The sequence below is a fragment of the Christiangramia sp. LLG6405-1 genome, assembly GCF_045055805.1.
Taxonomy (GTDB): domain Bacteria; phylum Bacteroidota; class Bacteroidia; order Flavobacteriales; family Flavobacteriaceae; genus Christiangramia.
On record NZ_CP159330.1, the window covers coordinates 2,912,579 to 2,934,047 of the forward strand.

Below are 21,469 nucleotides of genomic sequence, written 5' to 3' on the forward strand. Positions count from 1 at the left end.
TTTTTAGATTTCCTTAACAAACCGGGCAAATATAGTAATATCTCTCAACTTAAATCTTAAGCAACATTTCCCGAACTTCAGCGAGCATCATTCCAGTAGCTCCCCACACAACTTTATTATTCAGTTTATAAGCTGGCACTTCAATTTCAGTGGCATAAGAAGTACTTAGAGTCTCGTTTATTAAATTATTATCATCCAGAAATTCACTTAAAAGTACCTCCATAATTTCTTCTACTTCAGATTCCTGCGGAATAAGTTCTGGAGTATGATCCAGTATTCCTATAAATGGATAAACCCAGAAGTTGGAAGGCGGAATATATAACCTAGACAATTTTGCAATCACTTCTACTGAACTTTGTGGAACTCCTACTTCTTCTTCAGTTTCTCTTAGAGCGGTATGTTCCATATCTCTGTCTTCCGGTTCTACCCGACCACCTGGAAATCCTACCTGATTGGAGTGCACTCCTTTATAGGTTTTCCTAAGAATCAATACCATCCGGGTTTTTTGCTGCAGGTCTGGATAAAATAAAGCCATCACTCCAGCTTCCTGAGGCTTTAGCTGCTCCATATCTAGCTCCTCCAATTCTTTTATTCTCATCATTGGAGCCAGTTTTCGATGCGCCTCCTCTCCCGGCAACTTCATTTTTTTTAACTTTGAAATCCTGTTTTTAAAATCTTTGAATTCCATGTTTAGAAAGTCTCTTTTACTAACAATTTTTTCAGTTCTCTTTTTCGCAAGTTGTGAAGATAAGCAAAGTTCCTCAGAAAAGTCGGCTAAACCTACTGCAGAAGAGCTGCAGCTTCAAAGAAAAAAAGACTCTACACAGCAGGCCAGAGATAGTATCTTGAAGATTCGTAAAGCAGAAATTAAAAAAGCAAACACTAAAACCGAATTCGAGAAGAATGACATGTATCCTATCGCGCAGGAAGAATTGATGCCGGTCTTACGCAAGTACGGTAATGAGCATCCTGAAACCAGGATAAGGATCAAAACAAAATTCGGAAATATAGATGTCGAGCTATACAGGGATACTCCATTGCATCGGGCAAACTTTATCATGCTTGCGAAAAATGACTATTTTGACAACACTTTTTTCCATAGGGTTGCACCGGGTTTCGTGATACAGGGTGGTAATGCAGACAACCAGATCACCGCAGATAATCGTGGTGACGTGGGAGGTTATTTGATCCCAAGCGAGTATGAAGCAGGACATCAACATAGCTACGGAGCCTTTTCAGCAGCAAAATATGCCGAACAGAACGTAAGCAAAGCCTCTTCCCCATTTGAGTTTTTTATCGTTATGAATAAAAATGGAACTCCGCATCTAAACAACGATCATACGGTTTTTGGTCGTGTAATAAGTGGTATGGATGTAGCCGAAAAGATTTCCCAGGTTGAAACCGGAGAATCTGAATGGCCTGTTAATAATATAGAAATGGATATTGAAGTTATGGAATAACTATCGACTGGTGTAGTAATTATAGTCGGTCACCACTCTATCCAGAAATTCCATAGGTCTTTCTTCAAATTTTACATCCAGTAATTCAGCTACTTTTTTACTCAGGTTCAGGATGATATGGTGATGCCCTTCAGCTTTAGCATTCTGGTACAAATTCTTTATCTCCTGCACATCTTTATCTGAAAGTACGGTGACCTGCGGATATTTAGGAGTATAATCTTCAGAAAAACTAGCACCGAGCGTATGCTCTATACCAAATTTCTTTTTTTCAGTAATAACCGTTGTACCCGCCGCAAGATCTCCCAGTCGCTGTCCTTTTCCAGTGAATAGAATAGTTACCACCGCAACACCTCCACTACTTGCCGAGATATCAATCAACCGAAGTAACCAGCGGGTTAGATAATTAGAAAAAGTAGGACGACTACCATCTTTGCGTACCACGCGGATATCAAGAATCGCCTTTCCCGGAGTCTGCCCGTTCCAGAAAGTTTCCCACAGTAAATAGTACAACATGGTGGGAAGCCCAAGAACTGTATAATACATCCACTGGTCTCCAGCTCCATTGGTCGCTCCTGCGATGAGAAGACCAGAAAGGATCATATAGATCACGATAATTGCGAGATCAATAAAAAAAGCAAGGATCCTCTCACCCACTCCCGCAATATTGTGCTGAATATTGATATTTTGGGCAGTTTCGATTTGAAAATTATCCATTAAATATGTTACTTTGGTTCAATTAAATTTAAGAATGCGCGAGGCAGCTTTTGTAAGGCAAAATAAAGATAAATGGGTCAAGTATGAAAGTCTGCTTCAGAAATATAAATCACTGAATCCAGATCAACTTTCCAATCTTTACGTGGAGCTTAGCGATGACCTGAGTTACGCTTCAACCTTTTATCCTGGTTCCAATACCGTTCAATACTTAAACGGACTAGCAACTACTGCCCACCAGAAAATCTATAAAGCAAAAAAAGAATCTAAAAGCAGGTTCATCACATTTTTTACTAAAGAATTCCCGAGGGAATTTCATCGGCACCAAAAGCAACTTTTATGGAGCTTTCTAATATTTGCAGGTTTTAGCCTGGTTGGTGCTTATAGCGCGGCTACAGATGGTTCATTTCTAAGATCTATTCTAGGCGATGCCTATGTGAACATGACGCTTGAAAATATTGCGAACAAAGATCCAATGGCTGTTTATAAACAGGCTTCAGAAACAAATATGTTCCTGGGTATCACCATCAACAATATTCGGGTAGCTCTCACTGCCTTCTCACTGGGAGTACTCGCCGGGATCGGGACTGTTTTCGTGATGATGCAAAACGGAGTTATGCTGGGCAGTTTTCAATATTTCTTTTACGAACAGGGTTTGCTCTGGGAATCTGCCAGAACGATCTGGATCCATGGAACCATAGAAATTTCGGTTATTATTGTAGCTGGCTGCGCAGGCCTGGTGGTTGGAAAAAGTATCCTTTTCCCGGGAACTTACAGCCGGCTGAAATCCTTTACCATGGGAATTAAGGACGGACTCAAAATTGTGATTAGTACAGTACCTTTTTTCATTATAGCCGGATTCCTGGAGGGATTTGTGACCAGGATCACTCAAATGCCGGACTGGCTTGCCATCACTATCATAAGCTTATCATTACTACTAATCATATTCTACTACGTTATTTACCCAATCCTATTATCTAACAAAACCAACAATGCATAACAACCACATTAATTTTAAACAACAGCGAGAACTTGGGGAGATCCTGAGTGCTACTTTCAAATTTATTAGAGAGAATTATAAAACCGGACTGCGATTATTCTTTAAACTCGTAGGGCCCTCATTTATTCTACTGGTTGCTGCCATTACCTTTTACACCTACACCACCCTTGGAAGTAGTTTATTTACCAGCGGAAACCTGGACGCTTCCAACGTGATCGTTGCGCTGGCACTACTTATGATCGCCTACCTAGCGTATTTCAGTTCTATGACCGGGACTATGAATCATATGATCCTGTCGTATATAAATAATGACGGACACATAAAAGATGAGGAGGTCAAAAATGGTTTGAAACAGGACTTCGGAAAGATCCTGCTATTATCTATACTTACAGGCATTATTACTTTCGCCGCGTTTATGTTCTTTGTGATCCCGGGGATTTATGTATTTGTTCCATTGTCACTGGTAACTGCAATCCTCGTCTTCCGTAGAAATGGAGTAACCGACAGTATATCTGAAAGTTTTCAGCTGGTCAAAGACAACTGGTGGATGACCTTCGCCACCCTTCTTTGTATATACCTGCTGATTTATGTTATCGGACTCATCTTCCAGCTGCCTGCACTTATTTATATATTCATTCGCGCTTTTACAGTAGCTTCAGAATCTTCTGCAGCAGAACCTCAGGATATGTTTGGAACTGGGTATGTGATCATTAACGCGATCTCTTCAGCAATACAATATATTATTTATAGTATGACCGTAATTGGGGTTGCCTTTGTATACTTTCATCTTAACGAAAAGAAAAATTTTACCGGTACTTACGAAACAATTCAAAACCTGGGAAACAACCGATAGTTTGAAGTTATACCTGCTGTATTTTATAATTCTTCTGAGTCTTACTCAGGATATACGTGCTCAAGAAGATTCAATTTTTCTGAGAGATATTCAGGTGGAAAAGTCTGAAGATCTTGTTCCGGTTGAATTCGATGCTACTGAAATTGAAGAATACAAAAAGCAGGATGCCTATAATTATCTTGAGAGTACAGAGGAAGATAGTTGGTGGGTTCGATTTAAAAAATGGTTGAACCTCAAGTATAATCAATTTATAAACTGGCTTTTTGGAAGTTATGATGCAAACGGAATCCTGGCATTCTTTATAAGGATCTTCCCGTACGTAATTATTTTCGCCGTTCTGGCTTTGATTGTCTGGTTATTCACCCGGCTTAATCCAGGTGCTAAGATCCTGGCAGAACCTGGAAAAAGTAAAGTCATTCTTAGCGAGGAAGAGGAACTGGTGAAAAATGAAGATTTAAGCAGCCTGATTAGTAAAGCAGTTTCAGAAGAAAACTACAGGTTTGCTGTGCGATATCAATACCTGAGAAGTTTAAAATTACTGGATGAAAATGATTTTATTCAGTATGAATTTCAGAAGACCAATAAAGAATATTTACAGGAGATCCCGGAAGAGCGATTACAACAGCTGTTTGCAGAGGTCACTAAGTTCTATGAGTTTATCTGGTATGGTAACTTCAGGGTTTCTTCCGCAGATTATAAGATAGCCGCAAATGGATTCAGCAAGATCGAAAATGAATTAAAACCGGTCAAAAATGCATAGAACCTACAAGTTTGCGATCGCACTTTTCGTACTAGTGGTCATTGTACTCACCTGGCTGAAAACATCGGTAAAAGAAGAGATCAACTGGAATCCAAGTTATACTCATTCCGATCAAATTCCGCTTGGCTCCAAGGTTTTTTATGAAAGCTGGAAACGAACTTCGGGGGATAGCCTGGAAATGCTCAAAATCCCACCTTATGAATTTTTGAATTCTGAAGAGGCCAAAGGCACTTATTTCTTCTTTAATAAAGGTGTTGGGTTTGATGATGATGAGTTGGATCATTTGCTGAACTGGGTTTCTGAAGGAAATACTGTATTTATTTCAGCACATGATTACAGTCAGAATCTGATGGATACCTTGAAGATAGAAATAGGTTCTGAAATTGATGTAGATGGTTTTACTGAAGCTCAGGATCTGAACTTTTACAATCCGAATATCAAACTGAAAGATGATGCCGTATTCGATAAGCAGGTAACGAAATCTTTTTTTACTGAAATTGACACCTTAAATCATACAGCACTAGGATTTACACGCAAAGACGAACTGTTGCCTAAGGTCAATTTTATAAGAGCAGAATTTGGAGAAGGAACGATCCTTCTTCATACAGCACCTCAGGTTTTTAGTAATTACTTCATGCTAAAGGATGATAATTATGAATATACCGGTAATCTTCTGGCGTATCTACCTGCTGGTAAAGTCTACTGGGATGCGTATTATAAATCCGGAAAATCTTTCTACAGTTCTTCGCTATATATTTTACTGAATAACAGATCCTTGAGATGGGCTTATTATGCCCTGTTTTTATGCGTCGTACTGTATATTATTTTTGAAGGCAAAAGAAAGCAACGCGCAATTCCGGTCATTGATCCACCAAAGAACCGGTCTTATGAGTATACAGGGATTATCTCAAGCTTATACCTAGAGCAAAATCGATTTCAGGAACTGGGATATAAAAAGATCGCGTTATTTCTAGAGTATATTCGACGGGATTATCGTTTAGAAACTTCAAAAATAGATGCTGAATTTAAACAGGATCTGGCTGCTAAAAGCTCAAATTCAGTGGAAGCAACGAATGAGCTTTTTAAGAAAATAGAATTATTTCAAAAGAATAAGAATAGCTCGAAACAGGAGTTTCTGGAGCTAAGTACTTATATTAATCATTACAAATTTACCGATGGAAAATCAGGAGCAACATAAGCCACAGGACGAATTAAAATTTGAGAACAGGATTCCACTGGAAGGCCTGAAATCTTCTGTGGATAAACTAAAATCACAGCTAGGAAAGGTGATTGTGGGTCAGGAGAATTTCGTAGAACTTTTGATCGTAGGCTTACTTGCAACCGGACATGTTCTTATAGAAGGTGTTCCCGGAGTGGCCAAGACGGTGACCGCAAAGTTATTTGCTAAAAGTCTCAAAACCGACTTCAGTAGAATTCAATTTACACCAGATCTTATGCCCAGTGACGTTTTGGGAACTTCGATCTTCAATGTGAAAACTTCGGAATTTGAATTTAAGAAAGGTCCTATTTTTTCGAATGTAGTGCTTATCGATGAAATCAACAGAGCTCCGGCAAAAACACAGTCAGCTTTGTTCGAAGTGATGGAAGAAAGGCAGGTTACGATTGATGGGAATCTGTATCCTATGCAACCACCTTTTATGGTGCTGGCCACCCAGAATCCCATAGAACAGGAAGGAACCTATGCCCTGCCGGAAGCTCAATTGGATAGGTTTTTATTTAAGATCAAAGTAGATTACCCGAAACTGGAAGAAGAAATCGAGATTTTAAAGGGTCACCATCTTAGAAAAGGCAATTTGCCGGAAGCTGAAATTTCACCGGTTCTCGATCCAAATGAGATCGCTATGTTACGCTCCCAGATCCATGAGATCGTACTAGAAGACAAACTGATGAATTATATTGCAGAACTGGTGATGAAAACGAGAAATCATTCTCATCTATATCTTGGCGCAAGTCCAAGAGCTTCCATAGCGATCATGAATGCTTCTAAAGCATACGCCGCCATCAATGGTAGAGACTTTGTAATTCCGGAAGATATTAAGAACGTACTGAAACCTGTATTAAGTCACAGGCTTATACTTTCTCCAGACAGAGAAATGGAAGGAATGAAAGCGGATGACGTCGTGGATATGATCACTCAATCTGTAGAAATTCCCCGATAGTGCTGAAGTTTCTGAAAAGTCTATATTTTAAAGAACTGTTCTTCTATTGCCTGATAGGGATCGCGGTCTTATTCCTGATCTCGTTCTGGGTGGACTGGCTCTACAGCATTACCTGGATCATCAGCATGATACTGGCAATAGCAACTTTGCTGGATATAATCGCGTTATATTCTGGAAAAGCAGTGTTAGCAGAACGCATACTGCCAGAGAAATTTTCCAATTCAGATCCTAATCAGGTAATTCTTAAACTTCGGAATAACTACAGGTTTCCAGTGACAGCTGAAGTGATCGATGAAGTTCCTCTACAATTTCAGAAAAGAGATTTTTTAAAAAATAAAAAGCTCGGCTCCCGTTCCGAAGAAAAATTAGAATATCAACTAATCCCGCTGGAACGTGGAGAATACATTTTCGGCAACCTGAATATCTATATTTCTAGCAGGCTTGGGCTTGTAAGAAGAAGATATATAACTGGAAAAGAGCAATCTGTAAAAGTCTATCCTTCTTTTGTTCAGATGAAAAAACTGGATTTTCTAGCCTTGGACCAAAAGATCAATTTGCAGGGAATGAAACGTATTAGGCAGATTGGACATACGATGGAATTCGAACAGATCAAAGAATATGTTCGTGGAGATGATGTACGAACCATCAACTGGAAGGCGACAGCGAAACAAAATGCCTTGATGGTCAGTCAATTCCAGGATGAGCGCTCCCAACCGGTTTATAGTATCATAGATACAGGAAGAGTCATGAAGATGCCTTTTGAAGGTTTATCCTTACTGGATTATGCGATTAACAGTTCCCTTGCATTTTCCAATATTGCACTCCGCAAAAAAGACAAGGTTGGGTTACTAAGTTTTAGTAATAAAGTGCATGGTATTCTGAAAGCCAGCTCTAGACTTAGCCAGCTGCAACAGATCATGGAGTCCTTATATCGTGTAGATACAGGCTACCTGGACAGTGATTTCAGCACGCTTTACGCGCGAGTTCAAAAAAGTATTACCCATCGTAGTCTTATAATGCTATATACCAATTTCGAACATATGAGCGCGCTGCAAAGGCAGCTACCTTATTTAAAAGCGATCAGTAAAAAACATTTGCTGGTAGTCATATTCTTCGAAAACACTGAAATTACCGGCCTTACCCAACAATCCGCAGAAAAGGATATATCTACCATGGCGCACCAGACGATTGCTGAGTCTTTTCAACATGACAAGATCATGATGGTCAAAGAGCTGGAAAAATTCGGCATCCAGACCATACTTACTCCTCCAAAAGATCTAAGTATCAATACGATCAATAAATACCTGGAAGTGAAAGCTCGCGGACTCATATAAACGGTTCATCCTCAAAATTCGACAGTTCAGATATAATTACTTCTATACAAGGAGGTTATGATCTACATTTGAAATGTAATCAAAACCAATCCTTATGAAAACTGTATTATTATTACTCGCATTATTTATTGGTAGTCTATTAAATGCTCAGACTGCAACCACTCACGAACTTGAAGTAACAATTCCAAATGTCACTAACGACAATGGCGAAGTGCTATTCGCACTTTACAAGGAGGAAAACTTTATGAGAGAACCTACCTTTTCTCAAAAATCTGATATTAAAGACGGGAAAGCCACGGTAAAATTTGAAGATCTGCCAGAAGGAGATTATGCACTGGTTGTGATGCACGACGAAAATAGCAATGGTAGAATGGATTTCGAAACTAATGGAATGCCTACGGAAAGTTATGCAACCAGCGGTGAAAGTAAATTCATGGGACCACCAATGTGGAGTGATACCAAATTTAAGCTGGATGATTCCACGAAAAAATTAAGTCTGAGATTTTAAGATCTCAGAGAATCGTATGAAAACCCGCCAATTGGTGGGTTTTTTGTATAGATAAAACAAAGTCAAAGACTATCTAGAATAAGAAAATCTTATACCTTTGTAGTTCAAATCTATTCAAATGACAATTACCCAGTTGCATTATGTATTAGCTGTTGCTGAACATAAGAATTTTACAAAGGCCGCTCAAAAAGTTTTCGTAACCCAGCCAACGCTGAGTATGCAAATCCAGAAGCTGGAAGAAGAACTGGATATTACTATTTTTGACCGAACCAAAAAGCCGATCCAGCTGACAGAAGTTGGGCAGAAGATCGTTCAACAGGCTCGAAACATTGTTAACGAAAGCGATCGAATTAAAGATATAGTTGATCAGCAAAAAGGATTTATTGGCGGAATATTCAGATTAGGAGTGATCCCTACGATTATGCCTACATTGTTACCTATGTTCATAGGTAATTTTATGAAGAAATTTCCGAAGGTAAAATTGAAAATAGAAGAGCTACATACGGAAGCGATCATTGAAAAACTAAAGGAAGGACATCTGGATGCGGCAATCGCTGCTACTCCGCTTCAAATCGACGGAATCAAAGAAAATGTGCTTTATTACGAGCCCTTTGTTCCTTATATTCCGAAGGAAATGGACATGCATTCCAATGAGAAAATCGATATAGATAGTCTTGATATCAATAAGATACTACTGCTGGAAGATGGTCATTGTTTTAAGGATGGGATCATCAATCTTTGCAAAGCGAACCGGGAATACGATGGCGATCAGCTTCAACTGGAAAGCGGCAGTTTCGAAACCCTGATAAAACTGGCAAATGAAGGTCTGGGAATGACGCTTCTACCCTACCTGCACACTTTAGAACTTAAAGATTCTGAAAAAAAGAACTTAAGGATGTTCAACGATCCGGTTCCTGCGAGGGAAGTGAGCTTGATCTATAATCGTAGTGAATTAAAAATGCAAATCATAGAAGCATTACGCAGTACTATTGCCAGTGTGGTAAAAGGTGCAATAACCTATCAGAATGTAAAAATCATAAGTCCTTTAAATCATAAAAAGGATTTTCAGAAGAACTAAAAAAAGCGGCTAATAGCCGCTTTTTATTTAAGTGTTCAAATAAATTAAACATTGATTTAATTCGGGGTTCTGTTTGGTTAGTGCGAGAATCCAGAGTCGTAACTCTTCGATCTCATGTGGAAGCAATCTATCGATCGCTTTCTTAACTTCTCTACAGAACAAGTTTGTATCAAAACTTACTTTATCAAGTATCGTTTTGGTGTATTCAAACATCGCTCTCGCCATACTTTGAAGGATTTAGGTTAAAGATTAGGTTTAAAATAAGAGTAGAGATATTCTTATAAGCATTTAGATTTTTGGATATAACAATATAGTTATTAAAAGAATAACTGAATCAAAAGTGTTAATTTTTTAACAAATTAAAACCTATTATCTCCGCTCAATACATCACCGATTCCTCCAAGCAAACTACCTTCACCTTTATCCTTTCCACCCATTTGAGGCGCTGCCTGTAATACACGATTCGCCAGCCTGCTAAATGGTAATGACTGGATATAAACCGTACCCGGACCAGTAAGGGAAGCGAAGAATAAACCTTCTCCACCAAATATGGTATTTTTAATTCCACCTACAAATTCTATATCATAATCTATGGTTTGGGTAAAACCTATGATACAACCGGTATCGACCTTTAACTTCCCACCAGGACCCAATTCTTTTCTGGCCATGGTCCCACCAGAATGAACAAATGCCATTCCATCTCCTTCGATTTTCTGCATGATAAAACCTTCACCTCCAAAGAATCCACGACCAAGCTTTTTACTGAATTCTATACCAATAGCCACACCTTTGGCTGCGCATAGAAAAGCGTCTTTCTGGCAAATGAATTTTCCATTAAATTGAGTGAGGTCTATAGGAATGATCTTGCCAGGATAAGGTGAGGCAAAGCTTATACGTTTCTTTCCCTGGATCTCGTTGGAGAAGATGGTCATGAACAGACTTTCCCCGGTTAGTAATCTCTTTCCAGCTCCAAGGACCTTTCCAAGGAAACCTTCATTTTGCTTCGATCCGTCACCAAATATGGTATCCATTCGAATGCCATCATCCATCATCATAAAGTTTCCAGCCTCGGCAATGACCGCTTCCTGTGGATCGAGTTCAAGCTCCACATATTGCATTTCTTCTCCAAATATCTGGTAATCTATTTCATGTGCATTCATAATGATTAAATTTTGATTGATGTTTATTCTATATGATGAGTAGCTCTTTTAAGTTGAGTGTTACTTTCTTTGTTTAAGTTTAACAGTCCATTCAAATTCAAAAACCGAAACTTCCACGCCTTCCTCATTTAGACCAATTGCTTTCATCCACATGGTTTGTCCTTCTCCAGTAGCAATCGTTCGCTCAATGGCCTCCTTCACTTTCTGTCCATCATGACAGGTGAATCTTATTTTTCCAGTAGCCTTCTTCGAGAAAATTGACTTGTTCTGGGCCACCAACATGGAGATCTTTTTACCGGATTCCTGGATCTTCCCCATAACCAGAGCCCCAGTACTTAGCTCTGCAGCCATAGCCTGCACAGCAAAATACATGGAATTAAAAGGATTTTGATTGATCCATCGATGGGTAACACCAACAGCACATTCGGTTTCATCTATATGTTTAACTCTAACACCACACAACCAGGCACTTGGAAGTTTAAGCATTAGAAAAGAATTCAATTTTGAGGGATTTAGCTTCATGAGCAGAGTTTATTATCAAATTTTCATAAAAATATGAAATAAGAATGAGACCGTAATTCTTAAATATTTGTTAACTTTTAGTACTTTGCTTTGCATAATACCTTCTTTTAGATATATATTTGCATAAGAACCTAATAGGTATAAGATCATCAAAATTAAAACATCATGAAAAAATCAATCAAAAAACAGTCAGTCACAAGCGTTTTACCCGGAACATTAGCAGATAGAATCAAGATCTCTATTACCATTTTCGCCATTTACGTGTACGTTTTCAGCACGATCATTTTTTAATAGTTTTAAATCTTTAATCGTGCTGGACACTAGCGCTCATAAAAACCGTACTCTAACTACCGTACTCCATCTATCGGTATTTACGAAGTATTTCATACCACTGGGTAATTTCATATTCCCCATGCTACTCTGGTTAAGCCAGAAAGAAGATGCATTTGTCGATCGCCATGGGAGAAATGCTTTGAATTTTCAAATCAGCACTTTTCTTTATACGGTATTACTGGTAGCCATTGGAGGTGCCACCTTCTTGTATTTTGCATTAAAATTCAATTTAGTAGAACCTCTAATGACTAACGATTCTTTTGAAGTGAACCAGTTTTCAGAAGCATTACCCTTTATCATCATCATGGGTATTCTGGGAATATTATTACTTGGACTATTTGTTCTGGAGATCTTTGCAGTCATCTCTGCAAGTCTTTCAGCAAACGAAGGAAAAGAGTACAGCTACCCGCTAACCATCAATTTTTTAAGTTCGGACAAACCGTATGAAGCAAATCATCAAAATCATCAATCAAAAAATGAACAGTTTAATGACACCCAAAAACAAACACTATGAAGATTGAAAATACCAAAGCCCAGATGCGTAAGGGTGTATTGGAATATTGCATTCTCTCAGTTCTAAGAGACGAAGATGCCTATGTGGCAGAAATTCTGGACACATTAAAAGACGCAAAATTGCTGGTAGTTGAGGGTACGATCTATCCTTTATTAACCAGGTTAAAAAATGCGGGACTTCTCAATTATCGCTGGGAAGAATCAACAAGCGGGCCGCCACGTAAGTATTACGGACTTACCGAAACAGGAAAAATATTTCTAAGGGAACTAACGGGTACCTGGAATGAATTACAAACTGCCGTTAACATCGTAACCACTCAAAAAAAGAACAATCATGAATAAGACAGTTAACATAAATCTTGCCGGCGTTTTCTTTCACATAGATGAGGATGCCTATGCCAGACTTCAACGATATTTGGAGACTATAAGGCATTCGTTTTCAAATACGCAGGGTCGTGATGAGATCATCTCAGATATCGAAGCTCGTATTGCTGAATTGTTCAATGATAAAGTGAAGAATGACAGGCAGGTTATCAGCATTAAAGAAGTAGAAGAAGTTATCACGATCATGGGGCAACCTGAAGATTATATGGTCGATGAGGAGATCTTCGAAGATGAACCAACGGCCACGCACAGGTCTGCAAGAACTCGTGGAAAGCAACTATATCGTGATACTGAAAATGGATTCGTAGGTGGCGTGTCTTCAGGACTTGGTCATTACCTGGCGATCGATGCGATCTGGGTAAGATTGCTTTGGGTATTGCTTACGATCTTTTCCAGTGGTGGTTTTCTATTGATATACATTGCGTTCTGGATCTTTGTTCCGGAAGCAAAAACTACGGCAGATAAACTTGCCATGCGCGGTGAAGAAGTAACGGTTAGTAACATCGAAAAGAAGATTCGTGAGGGTTTTCATGATGTTTCAGACAGTATAAAAAATGTTGACTATGATAAGTTCGGGAAAAGGGCGTCTGCTGGAGCAAACTCTGCAGCAACCACTCTAGGGAATATTATCAAGTTCTGTCTGAAACTATTTGTAAAATTCATCGGGATCATCCTAATCCTTTTCGCCGGTTCAACTCTAATTGCACTATTCGTAGGATTATTTGCGGTAGGCACTTTCGGGATCGTTGATGCACCGTGGACTGAATATATAGATGTGGTGAATAGTGGCGCTCCTATATGGCTTACTTCACTGCTTGTATTCTTTGCAGTTGGGATCCCCTTCTTCTTCCTGTTCGTTCTTGGATTGAAGATACTGGTAAGAAACTTAAGATCTGTTGGTAGAATTGCCCTGCTAACATTACTCGGAGTCTGGTTAATCTCGATCATTGGACTATCAGTAATTGGTATAAGCCAGGCGACCAATCGTGCATTCGACGGTGAGGTTGCAACCACAGAAACTTTAAAGGTAACTTCAGCAGATACTATCTACCTGCGTATGAAGCATAATCCTGAAATGAGTAACAGAACCAGAAGATCATCAGACTTCAGAATTGTATATGAAGAAGACACTAAAATGATCGTTGGAAATGATATCAGGCTTATCGTTAGATCGACCAGAGATTCCGTAGGAAAAATGGAGATATTGAAGTCGGCTGAAGGTAAAAACTACAACGAAGCCAGAGACCGAGCCAAGGCAATACGTTACGGTCGCAGTCTGGTAGGAAATGAACTATTGCTGGATAGTTATTTTATAACAGAAGCAAAGTCTGGTTACAGAGATCAGGAAGTACAAATCACGTTATATCTTCCTGAAGGCACCACCCTGTATGCTGATGATAATACTTCTACGTTTCACCGAAATACCGATTCTTACGAAGACATTTTACATAATGGCGAAGAAGAACATTTTCTAAAGATCATCGACGGCGGCACCAGCTGTGAAGATTGTCCTGTAGAAGATGTATGGGATGACGATAATGGTGACTGGGATAGAGAAGATACTTGGGAAGATGATTATGACACTTCAGATGACTTTAATGCAAGAGTAGACGTAAATAGTGAAGAAGTTAATATCAGACTGAATGATAACGGCGTGGAAATCCAGGATAAGGATGGCGACCGTGTAAGAATAGACAGTAACGGAGTACAAATACAAAACTAGTATGAGCTCACTAATCAACCTCGTCATCAGCTTTTTTGTAGGACTGGTATTATATATTCAGCCCGTAAACAAGGAAACTGTGGATATTGAAGAACCACTTAACAGTACTGAAATATTTCAGAAGCTGGAAAATTATCAGAAGATTCTGGATAGTTGAAGAATTAAAGCCTCCCATGTGGAGGCTTTTTTCTTTAATTCTTCTGAAAACTCTTCTGTTACGAAATACAGGATCTAACGAAGAAAAGCAGTTCTAACCGCCGATTACCGTGATTTTTCTCTCTGCTTTACAGGCTTTGAAATAATTAGTCCTATCTTTTGCAAAAAAGTATCTGATCGGCTAAAACCGAAAGATCTATCAAGAAAAAATGTTATGCTAAAAAAAATCCCATTATTACTATTAATCGTTTTATGCAGTTGCAATGCCCAGGACAAGGTAAAAGGTAGCCGAAACGTAAAAACCGAACAATATGATCTCGAAAAATTTCACTCGATCCAGATCAAAGGAGAATTTGAAGTCGGAATCCTAAAGGGAAGAAGATCCATGATCGAGATTGAGGCCGATGATAATATTCATGATCTCATTATGACTGAAGTTCTCGATGGAACACTTTATATTAAACCTATTAAAAAACTTTCCCGTACCAAGAAACAGGAATTAAGAATTACTTTTTCTGATACTTTAAAAAGTATACTTATAGGCGATGATGTGGAACTAGAATCTCTGCAGGATCTTTATGTAAAAGATTTCAAGCTTGAAACAGGCAAGGACGCGAAAGCTTTTCTAACACTTACGGCAAGTAAATTTAACTTTATCCACAAGGATGATGCAGAAGCTGAACTGAATGTAACAGCCCAGGAAATTGTCTGTCAGCTAAATCAATCATCCAAGGTTGAGGCACTATTGAATGCTCCTGATGTTGAGATCGATATTTATGAAAAAGCATCTGCAAGAATAGATGGCGAAACCCAAACCTTCAACTTAAGAGCAGACCAATCATCTAAATTTGACGGTGAAAATTTTAGCAGCTTCAAAACTGAAGTGCTGGCACAGGGAGGTTCATCATCAAAAGTAAATGTGAGTGATACGTTGAATATTACTGCTTCAGGAAAAAGTGAGATCGAAGTATTTAATACACCGGTGATCAAACTCTTACAATTTTCAGATGAAGCAAGTTTGTCCAAAAAAGAATTCAGCAAAGGTCTGTTTAAATAAATGCTAAATTTTGATCCTTAATTCATTATGAATAAGTGGATTGAATACATTTGCAGCCAAAATAAACTAATAGAAAGATGAAACTTATTACCAAAAATATTGTACTTGTATTGCTACTATCTCTGGCTTTAGTGTCTTGTAGAGAAAATGAAGATACAGAAGAAGAGAAAACTGAAGTTGAAAGAATGATGGAGGATCCTGATAATAAAGTTGAAGTTAAAGATGGCGGAGACAAGATCAAGATCGAAACTCCGGAAGGAGACGAGATCAAGATCAAAAAGGATGACGGCGAGTATAAGAAAAAAGTTGACAGAGCCGATGGTTCAGAAACCAAGATCAAGGTTGATGATGGAGAAGTAAAGGTGAAGACCGACAATTAAGATCTTAAGCTAGTATCAAAAAAAAGTCCCGCAATTGCGGGACTTTTTTCTTTTATATACTACCTGAATTAAACTGTCTCAGGTCTTGTTTGTGGTTTTTCTATATCTTCTTCAACCTCAATTTCCGCAAGATATCTTTCAGCGTCCAATGCTGCCATACAGCCTGTGCCAGCAGCGGTAATCGCCTGTCTGTAAACTTTATCCTGAACATCTCCGGAAGCGAAAACCCCTGGAATATTAGTTCTGGTCGTCTTACTCTCGGTAATAACATAACCTGTTTCATCCATTGTCAACCAGCCTTTAAAAATGTCGGTATTTGGTTTATGTCCAATAGCAACAAAGAATCCTGTAATATCGATTTCTTCCTTCTCTCCAGTCTGGTTATTCACCATTCTAAGTCCTTCTACTACCTGCTCTCCAAGGATCTCATCCACTTCTGTATTGTAGCGAAGATCAATGTTCTTGGTAGTTTCCACACGATGCTGCATTGCTTTAGAAGCTTTCATATAGTCCTTACGCACCAGCATGGTCACTTTATTACAGATATTAGATAAGTAAGTAGCTTCTTCAGCAGCGGTATCACCTCCACCTACGATGGCTACATCCTGGCCTTTATAAAAGAACCCGTCACATACTGCACATGCAGATACTCCTCCACCTCTAAGCTTTTGCTCACTAGGTAGACCTAAATACTTGGCAGTTGCCCCGGTAGATATGATTACACTTTCAGCCTCGATCCAGGTCTTATTATCTACAAGAGCTTTGTGGATCCCTCCTACTTCTTTAGAAAAGTCAACTTCAGTGATCATTCCAATTCTCACCTTCGTGCCAAAACGTTCAGCCTGCTGTTGCAGATCCATCATCATCTTTGGACCATCGATACCTTCAGGATAACCTGGGAAATTGTCAACTTCCGTAGTAGTAGTTAACTGTCCGCCTGGTTCCATTCCGGTATACATAACTGGTTTCATATCTGCCCTTGCGGCATAGATCGCTGCGGTATAACCTGCAGGACCTGAACCTATGATAAGGCATTTTATTCTCTCGATAGTATCACTCATGTCTTTTGATTTTCTATGTTATAAAAGTAGGTAGTTTGCACTAAAACTTACAAAAATAGATATTAACTTAATCTATATCTAAATAGGAAGCTAAAATAAGCACGAAACTATCACACAATCAGGCAAATTTAAAAGATAAAACTACCTTTGCCAAGTATGGAAATAAGTTTGTTCAGCATCCTGGATATCCTTGGTACGATCGCATTCGCGATTTCCGGGGCATTATCTGCCATGAACCGTAGACTTGATCTCTTCGGTATCTTTATTATTGCCTTCGTTACAGCGATTGGCGGTGGAACTGTGCGAGATATTCTAATTGGTGATACACCAGTTACCTGGATGGAAAACATTATGTACATATACCTTATTGGTACCGTAACAATTCTCGCGATCGTCTTCAGAAATAAACTGAATTATTTAAAGAAATCACTTTTTCTATTTGATACCATAGGACTTGGTGTTTTCACTATTACCGGAGTGGAAACCGGAATACAGAACGGTCTTGATCCAATAATTTCTGTAGCACTTGGCGCCATGACTGGAACGTTTGGTGGTGTTCTACGGGACATTCTCTGTAATGAAATTCCGGTGATCTTTAGAAAAGAGATCTATGCAACCGCCTGCCTTATTGGAGCGCTTGCCTATGTCACCCTTTACGACCTGGGAATGAACGCGGACGTAATTTACCTCGCTACGGCGCTTACGGTAATTAGTATAAGACTCGTTGTTGTAAAATATAAAATCACACTTCCCTCCTTCTATCCTACTTCCCCCGGAAGTTCAAGAATAAGATAAAACCGCTCATATTCCTCTGGTTATCAATAGTTTCAGTATATTTATAGTATACTTTTGATGAATGACCAGGCAAGCGAAGATCATTATTGTTGAAAACAACATTCCCATGGCTGCAAAGTTATCTTTACGGCTTAATAAACTGGGCTATCAAATCACAGGTATATTCTCTAGAGCAAAAGATGCACTTAATTTTATAGAACAGGATGCACCAGATCTTATTTTGATGGAAGATCATCTTAAAGGTCAACTAAATGGGTTTGAATCCAATAAGTCAAAAGGAGATCATTCAGTCCTGTATTTCAACGGAGGTAAAACAAAGTCTCTTCAGAAGTTAATTTTCAATAAACTGAAAGAACAGAAACAATTATTCAAAGAGGAGATTTCAGAATCGCTTGAGAGACTAAGAAAGAAGCCAGCGAAAACAGACTGTCAACTTATTCTGAAAGACCGCATCTTTGTTCGCTGCCATGATACCATGGTAAGAATTTCGCTTGATGATATACACTATATCGAAGCAGACCGTAATTATTGTAAGGTATATTCCAGAAATAAGAAATTCCTTCTGGTTTGTTCCCTGAAGGAGGTCAACGACAAAATTACCGATAAACGTTTTTTAAGAATTCATCGATCGTATATTGCCAATCTCTCCCATATCGATGAGATAGGAAGCAATCATGTCCTCATCGCTTCTCATACACTTCCACTTAGTAAAAACATGAGACTAGAGCTATTTCAACATTTACAGGTCATATAGCGTTGTAGCTCCATCCTCCTTATCTTCAAATTTTTTATCTTCGGAAACTTTTTAGCTACTCCCGGACATTTTTAGCCTGGTTACGTCCAGAAACTACTCATATACAATGGATTACTTGTTAAATTCAAGGTTATTAACCATAAAAAACCAGACCAAATGAAATTACTACGATCCTTTTCGATTCTCCTGACTCTTGCGCTATGTTCCACAAGTCTATTGACCGCGCAAAGTGATAATTATCAAATGTATGTTGTTCACGAAGATCGCGTTAAAGACGGTATGATGGATAAGCATATTGAAGCCGACAAAGCCTTACTGAAAGCTGCTAAAGAGCACAATATGGAGGGAATGGAATGGCTGGCGTTTCAGGCAGATGATAATCGCGTAATGTACCTCACGGAAATTGACAATTTTGCGGAACTGGATAAAAATCCTTTCAAAGACCTGCAGGAAAAAATGGGCGAAGAAGCTTTCGAAAAGCTCTTTGAACCTTTTGCTGAAACTTTTACCAAACACGGAGATTATATCCTAAATCTTGATAAAGAGCATTCCTATATGCCTGAAGGTATGGACCAAAGTATGGAAGGCATGAACTACAGAGAACTTGTCTTTTATCATATTCCTCCAGGAAAAATGGATAAAGCTGTGGAGATGGCTAAAGCTGCCAAGAAACTATATGAAGATAAAGATTCAAAAGCTTACTACCGACTTTATAGAAGTGGCTTCGGAACTATGGATTCCTATTTTATGGTAGCTGTATCTGGTAAAGATGCTGCTTCCGTAGAAAAAATGAGAAAAGAGAATGGAGAGTTACTTGGTGAAGAGGGTGAAAAACTATCTTCAGAAATACAGAAAGTTTTCTCTAAACGTGAAGTTGTTACAGGACACGTAAAACCAGAGATCTCTTACCAGGCTGAAAATTAAGATTATGAAAAATCTATTCATTTTATTTTCATGCATATTTCTCCTTATTTCCTGTGATCAGAATAATAAGGAGGAAGAAAAGATCCGGTACACGCAGGATTCAGAACAGATCAACACTTTTAAAAATGTTCTGCAGAATTATGAGAACGGAGAATGGGAGGAGTATCAATCCCACTTCGCAGACAGCGTAGAACTTTTTTATAATAGTCGGGAATCAATAGATGTATCTGCCGCGGTAGCTATGCATAAGCAGAATAACTCGGCACTTTCTTCCTATGATTTCGTGGATTCTGAAAATGAATTTGAAATGGTGGTGACAGATGCCGGTGAAACCTGGGTTAATTTCTGGGGAGAATGGGAAGGTACGATCGCAGAAAATGATTCAATGATCGTGATCCCGGTGCATATAACCGCCAGATTTGAGGATGGAAAGATTGTAAAAGAATATCTCTATTTCAATAATTCCGGAATGAACGATGCTCTTAGAATGCTGGAAGAAACACGTAGCATGCAGGATTCCATCGAGTAGTAATTTGTAGGCAAGAACTTTAAAGTTCTAATGAAGTGTTTTAGCAAAGTCTGCTGATATTAGAAATATAAAATCATCAATATCTATCTAAACAATGAATATAATATCTTTAAAGTATTCAGGAATTCAGGTTTTTACCTTACTCTTCCTGTTTTCAGTAATAACAATAAATGCACAGGATGCGATAAAGATCGATCCTGAACATTACAAGGTAGAACTTGAAAATGACCAGGTTAGAGTTCTTCGAATTAACTACAATGCCGGGGAATCCTCAAAAATGCATACGCATCCTGAAGGAGTAGCCGTGTTTCTTACCGAGCATACTGCAAGTATGAAAACCGGTGAGGGAAAGACGCTTAAAATGCAGGGAAATAGCGGAGATGTTTTATGGGTGGACAAAACCAAACACGAACCTATGAACATTGGTAATAATTCGTTTGAAGTAATTCAGATAGAACTAAAGAACAATACCAAAACAGCTGGTAAAAAAAGTCTGCACTTATTCAAGCTTCCGGATGATGTTAGCGAGAAGCAAGTAAGTGATTTCCTTAAGGAAATGAATCATGCGATTAGTGAAGAAGGATACCCGGAAGCCGGTTATCATTTGTACAAAATCGCTGAGAATAATGATTACAGCTATTTTATGGAAGGTGTCTGGCCAGATTCAGCTACCTATGATAAGATCCATAATTCTGAAAAGTGGAAAGCTGTTGCTGAAAAAGGTAAAAAAACGATAGATAAAATAAGGGCTCAGGAATTGTATATGAAGGCTGAGAAAGTGAATTAGCCAGAGCTTATTTCCAGAGTTTAGATTTAATTAAAAAAGCTTGCTGAGATTTAAAATTTCAGCAAGCTTTTTCTTGTTATAGTCTAATGATTAATGCAGAAGTTTATCACGTAAAAGTCCGTAAACAAAGGTTCCAAGCATTGCTGCCAGGAAAACTACGATCACGGCTACATAACCTGCACCAATAAGTGTATAAATTGGACCCGGACAAGCTCCTGCAAGCGCCCATCCCAATCCAAAAATAATTCCGCCATACATATATCTACTGAAGCTTTTTTCCTTTGGCTGAAAAGTGATTGGTTCACCCTGAACATCCTTCATTCCTTTTTTCTTGATCAGTAAAGTCCCAAGTACGCCAATAACCAAAGCAGAACCTATGATACCATACATATGGAATGACTCGAACCTGAACATCTCGTAGATCCTGAACCAGGAAGCTGCTTCAGACTTAAACATCACAATACCGAACATGATTCCTATTACTAAATATCCTATTACTCTCATCTC

General features: G+C 38.7%; 28 protein-coding genes. 21 read left to right on the forward strand and 7 right to left on the reverse strand.

Going from position 1 to position 21,469, the window contains the following annotated elements; translation table 11 throughout:
• Nucleotides 1-49: 49 nt before the first annotated feature.
• Nucleotides 50-688: an NUDIX hydrolase gene (locus ABVM50_RS13345; protein WP_405199011.1), complete on the reverse strand. Its 639-nt coding sequence runs from the start codon at nt 686-688 to the stop codon at nt 50-52.
• Between ABVM50_RS13345 and ABVM50_RS13350 the strand changes: the two genes are divergently transcribed.
• Nucleotides 687-1,460: a peptidylprolyl isomerase gene (locus ABVM50_RS13350; protein WP_405199012.1), complete on the forward strand. Its 774-nt coding sequence runs from the start codon at nt 687-689 to the stop codon at nt 1,458-1,460. The two genes, ABVM50_RS13345 and ABVM50_RS13350, sit on opposite strands and share 2 nt — an antisense overlap.
• Here the strand turns inward: ABVM50_RS13350 and ABVM50_RS13355 are convergent, their stop codons facing one another.
• Nucleotides 1,461-2,174: an RDD family protein gene (locus tag ABVM50_RS13355; RefSeq protein ID WP_141877968.1), complete on the reverse strand. Its 714-nt coding sequence runs from the start codon at nt 2,172-2,174 to the stop codon at nt 1,461-1,463.
• Nucleotides 2,175-2,208: 34 nt separating this feature from the next.
• On the opposite strand from ABVM50_RS13355, the gene ABVM50_RS13360 reads away from it, so the two are divergent.
• The 8 genes from ABVM50_RS13360 (at nt 2,209) to ABVM50_RS13395 (ending at nt 9,884) form a co-directional block, all read left to right on the forward strand.
• Nucleotides 2,209-3,171 (forward strand): stage II sporulation protein M, encoded by a 963-nt coding sequence (locus ABVM50_RS13360; protein WP_405199013.1) that lies wholly within the window; start codon nt 2,209-2,211, stop codon nt 3,169-3,171.
• Nucleotides 3,164-4,024: a hypothetical protein gene (locus ABVM50_RS13365; protein ID WP_405199014.1), complete on the forward strand. Its 861-nt coding sequence runs from the start codon at nt 3,164-3,166 to the stop codon at nt 4,022-4,024. Before ABVM50_RS13360 ends, ABVM50_RS13365 begins: the two co-directional genes overlap by 8 nt.
• A gap of 1 nt (nt 4,025) precedes the next feature.
• Nucleotides 4,026-4,784 carry a DUF4129 domain-containing protein gene (locus ABVM50_RS13370; RefSeq protein ID WP_405199015.1) on the forward strand — a complete coding sequence of 253 codons (759 nt, stop codon included), beginning with the start codon at nt 4,026-4,028 and terminating at the stop codon, nt 4,782-4,784.
• Complete coding sequence (locus ABVM50_RS13375; protein ID WP_405199016.1) at nt 4,777-5,982, forward strand: DUF4350 domain-containing protein; 1,206 nt, start codon at nt 4,777-4,779, stop codon at nt 5,980-5,982. The genes ABVM50_RS13370 and ABVM50_RS13375 overlap by 8 nt, the downstream gene beginning before the upstream one ends.
• Nucleotides 5,960-6,964: an AAA family ATPase gene (locus ABVM50_RS13380; RefSeq protein ID WP_405199017.1), complete on the forward strand. Its 1,005-nt coding sequence runs from the start codon at nt 5,960-5,962 to the stop codon at nt 6,962-6,964. The genes ABVM50_RS13375 and ABVM50_RS13380 overlap by 23 nt, the downstream gene beginning before the upstream one ends.
• Complete coding sequence (locus ABVM50_RS13385) at nt 6,964-8,298, forward strand: DUF58 domain-containing protein (protein WP_405199018.1); 1,335 nt, start codon at nt 6,964-6,966, stop codon at nt 8,296-8,298. The genes ABVM50_RS13380 and ABVM50_RS13385 overlap by 1 nt, the downstream gene beginning before the upstream one ends.
• Before the next feature lie 94 nt (nt 8,299-8,392).
• A complete protein-coding gene (locus tag ABVM50_RS13390) occupies nt 8,393-8,806 on the forward strand; it encodes a DUF2141 domain-containing protein (RefSeq protein WP_405199019.1) in 414 nt (137 codons plus the stop codon).
• Nucleotides 8,807-8,924: 118 nt separating this feature from the next.
• Nucleotides 8,925-9,884: a LysR substrate-binding domain-containing protein gene (locus ABVM50_RS13395; RefSeq protein ID WP_405199020.1), complete on the forward strand. Its 960-nt coding sequence runs from the start codon at nt 8,925-8,927 to the stop codon at nt 9,882-9,884.
• 27 nt (nt 9,885-9,911) lie between these two features.
• Here the strand turns inward: ABVM50_RS13395 and ABVM50_RS13400 are convergent, their stop codons facing one another.
• The 3 genes from ABVM50_RS13400 to ABVM50_RS13410 form a co-directional block, all read right to left on the reverse strand.
• The gene (locus tag ABVM50_RS13400; RefSeq protein WP_141877977.1) at nt 9,912-10,109 is read right to left on the reverse strand and encodes a hypothetical protein; all 198 of its coding nucleotides are present in this window, start codon (nt 10,107-10,109) and stop codon (nt 9,912-9,914) included.
• Nucleotides 10,110-10,243: 134 nt separating this feature from the next.
• Nucleotides 10,244-11,044, reverse strand: a complete 801-nt coding sequence (locus tag ABVM50_RS13405) for a TIGR00266 family protein (protein WP_405199021.1) — start codon at nt 11,042-11,044, stop codon at nt 10,244-10,246.
• 60 nt (nt 11,045-11,104) lie between these two features.
• On the reverse strand, nt 11,105-11,566 hold the full coding sequence (locus ABVM50_RS13410; protein ID WP_405199022.1) for a DUF4442 domain-containing protein: 462 nt from the start codon (nt 11,564-11,566) through the stop codon (nt 11,105-11,107).
• A gap of 165 nt (nt 11,567-11,731) precedes the next feature.
• On the opposite strand from ABVM50_RS13410, the gene ABVM50_RS13415 reads away from it, so the two are divergent.
• From ABVM50_RS13415 to ABVM50_RS13445, 7 genes are all read left to right on the forward strand, one after another.
• On the forward strand, nt 11,732-11,857 hold the full coding sequence (locus tag ABVM50_RS13415; protein ID WP_405199023.1) for a hypothetical protein: 126 nt from the start codon (nt 11,732-11,734) through the stop codon (nt 11,855-11,857).
• 19 nt (nt 11,858-11,876) lie between these two features.
• Nucleotides 11,877-12,413, forward strand: coding sequence for a DUF4870 domain-containing protein (locus tag ABVM50_RS13420; RefSeq protein ID WP_405199024.1), 537 nt, complete (start codon nt 11,877-11,879; stop codon nt 12,411-12,413).
• Complete coding sequence (locus ABVM50_RS13425) at nt 12,410-12,754, forward strand: PadR family transcriptional regulator (protein ID WP_026915958.1); 345 nt, start codon at nt 12,410-12,412, stop codon at nt 12,752-12,754. The genes ABVM50_RS13420 and ABVM50_RS13425 overlap by 4 nt, the downstream gene beginning before the upstream one ends.
• Nucleotides 12,747-14,519 carry a PspC domain-containing protein gene (locus ABVM50_RS13430; RefSeq protein ID WP_405199025.1) on the forward strand — a complete coding sequence of 591 codons (1,773 nt, stop codon included), beginning with the start codon at nt 12,747-12,749 and terminating at the stop codon, nt 14,517-14,519. Before ABVM50_RS13425 ends, ABVM50_RS13430 begins: the two co-directional genes overlap by 8 nt.
• A 1-nt stretch (nt 14,520) precedes the next feature.
• Complete coding sequence (locus ABVM50_RS13435; RefSeq protein WP_185739478.1) at nt 14,521-14,676, forward strand: hypothetical protein; 156 nt, start codon at nt 14,521-14,523, stop codon at nt 14,674-14,676.
• Nucleotides 14,677-14,889: 213 nt separating this feature from the next.
• The gene (locus tag ABVM50_RS13440; protein WP_405199026.1) at nt 14,890-15,732 is read left to right on the forward strand and encodes a GIN domain-containing protein; all 843 of its coding nucleotides are present in this window, start codon (nt 14,890-14,892) and stop codon (nt 15,730-15,732) included.
• 77 nt (nt 15,733-15,809) lie between these two features.
• Nucleotides 15,810-16,112 carry a hypothetical protein gene (locus ABVM50_RS13445; RefSeq protein WP_405199027.1) on the forward strand — a complete coding sequence of 101 codons (303 nt, stop codon included), beginning with the start codon at nt 15,810-15,812 and terminating at the stop codon, nt 16,110-16,112.
• A 68-nt stretch (nt 16,113-16,180) separates the two neighbouring features.
• Here the strand turns inward: ABVM50_RS13445 and trxB are convergent, their stop codons facing one another.
• Nucleotides 16,181-17,173 carry a thioredoxin-disulfide reductase gene (trxB, locus tag ABVM50_RS13450; protein ID WP_405199028.1) on the reverse strand — a complete coding sequence of 331 codons (993 nt, stop codon included), beginning with the start codon at nt 17,171-17,173 and terminating at the stop codon, nt 16,181-16,183.
• A gap of 156 nt (nt 17,174-17,329) precedes the next feature.
• On the opposite strand from trxB, the gene ABVM50_RS13455 reads away from it, so the two are divergent.
• From ABVM50_RS13455 to ABVM50_RS13475, 5 genes are all read left to right on the forward strand, one after another.
• Complete coding sequence (locus tag ABVM50_RS13455; RefSeq protein ID WP_405199029.1) at nt 17,330-17,968, forward strand: trimeric intracellular cation channel family protein; 639 nt, start codon at nt 17,330-17,332, stop codon at nt 17,966-17,968.
• 61 nt (nt 17,969-18,029) lie between these two features.
• The gene (locus ABVM50_RS13460) at nt 18,030-18,722 is read left to right on the forward strand and encodes a LytR/AlgR family response regulator transcription factor (protein WP_405199030.1); all 693 of its coding nucleotides are present in this window, start codon (nt 18,030-18,032) and stop codon (nt 18,720-18,722) included.
• A gap of 156 nt (nt 18,723-18,878) precedes the next feature.
• A complete protein-coding gene (locus ABVM50_RS13465) occupies nt 18,879-19,646 on the forward strand; it encodes a hypothetical protein (RefSeq protein WP_405199031.1) in 768 nt (255 codons plus the stop codon).
• A gap of 4 nt (nt 19,647-19,650) precedes the next feature.
• Nucleotides 19,651-20,175: a nuclear transport factor 2 family protein gene (locus ABVM50_RS13470; RefSeq protein ID WP_405199032.1), complete on the forward strand. Its 525-nt coding sequence runs from the start codon at nt 19,651-19,653 to the stop codon at nt 20,173-20,175.
• Nucleotides 20,176-20,269: 94 nt separating this feature from the next.
• Nucleotides 20,270-20,962: a hypothetical protein gene (locus tag ABVM50_RS13475; RefSeq protein WP_405199033.1), complete on the forward strand. Its 693-nt coding sequence runs from the start codon at nt 20,270-20,272 to the stop codon at nt 20,960-20,962.
• A 90-nt stretch (nt 20,963-21,052) separates the two neighbouring features.
• On the opposite strand, the gene ABVM50_RS13480 is transcribed toward ABVM50_RS13475, so the two are convergent.
• Complete coding sequence (locus tag ABVM50_RS13480) at nt 21,053-21,466, reverse strand: YeeE/YedE family protein (RefSeq protein WP_405199034.1); 414 nt, start codon at nt 21,464-21,466, stop codon at nt 21,053-21,055.
• Between the last annotated feature and the right edge of the window lie 3 nt (nt 21,467-21,469).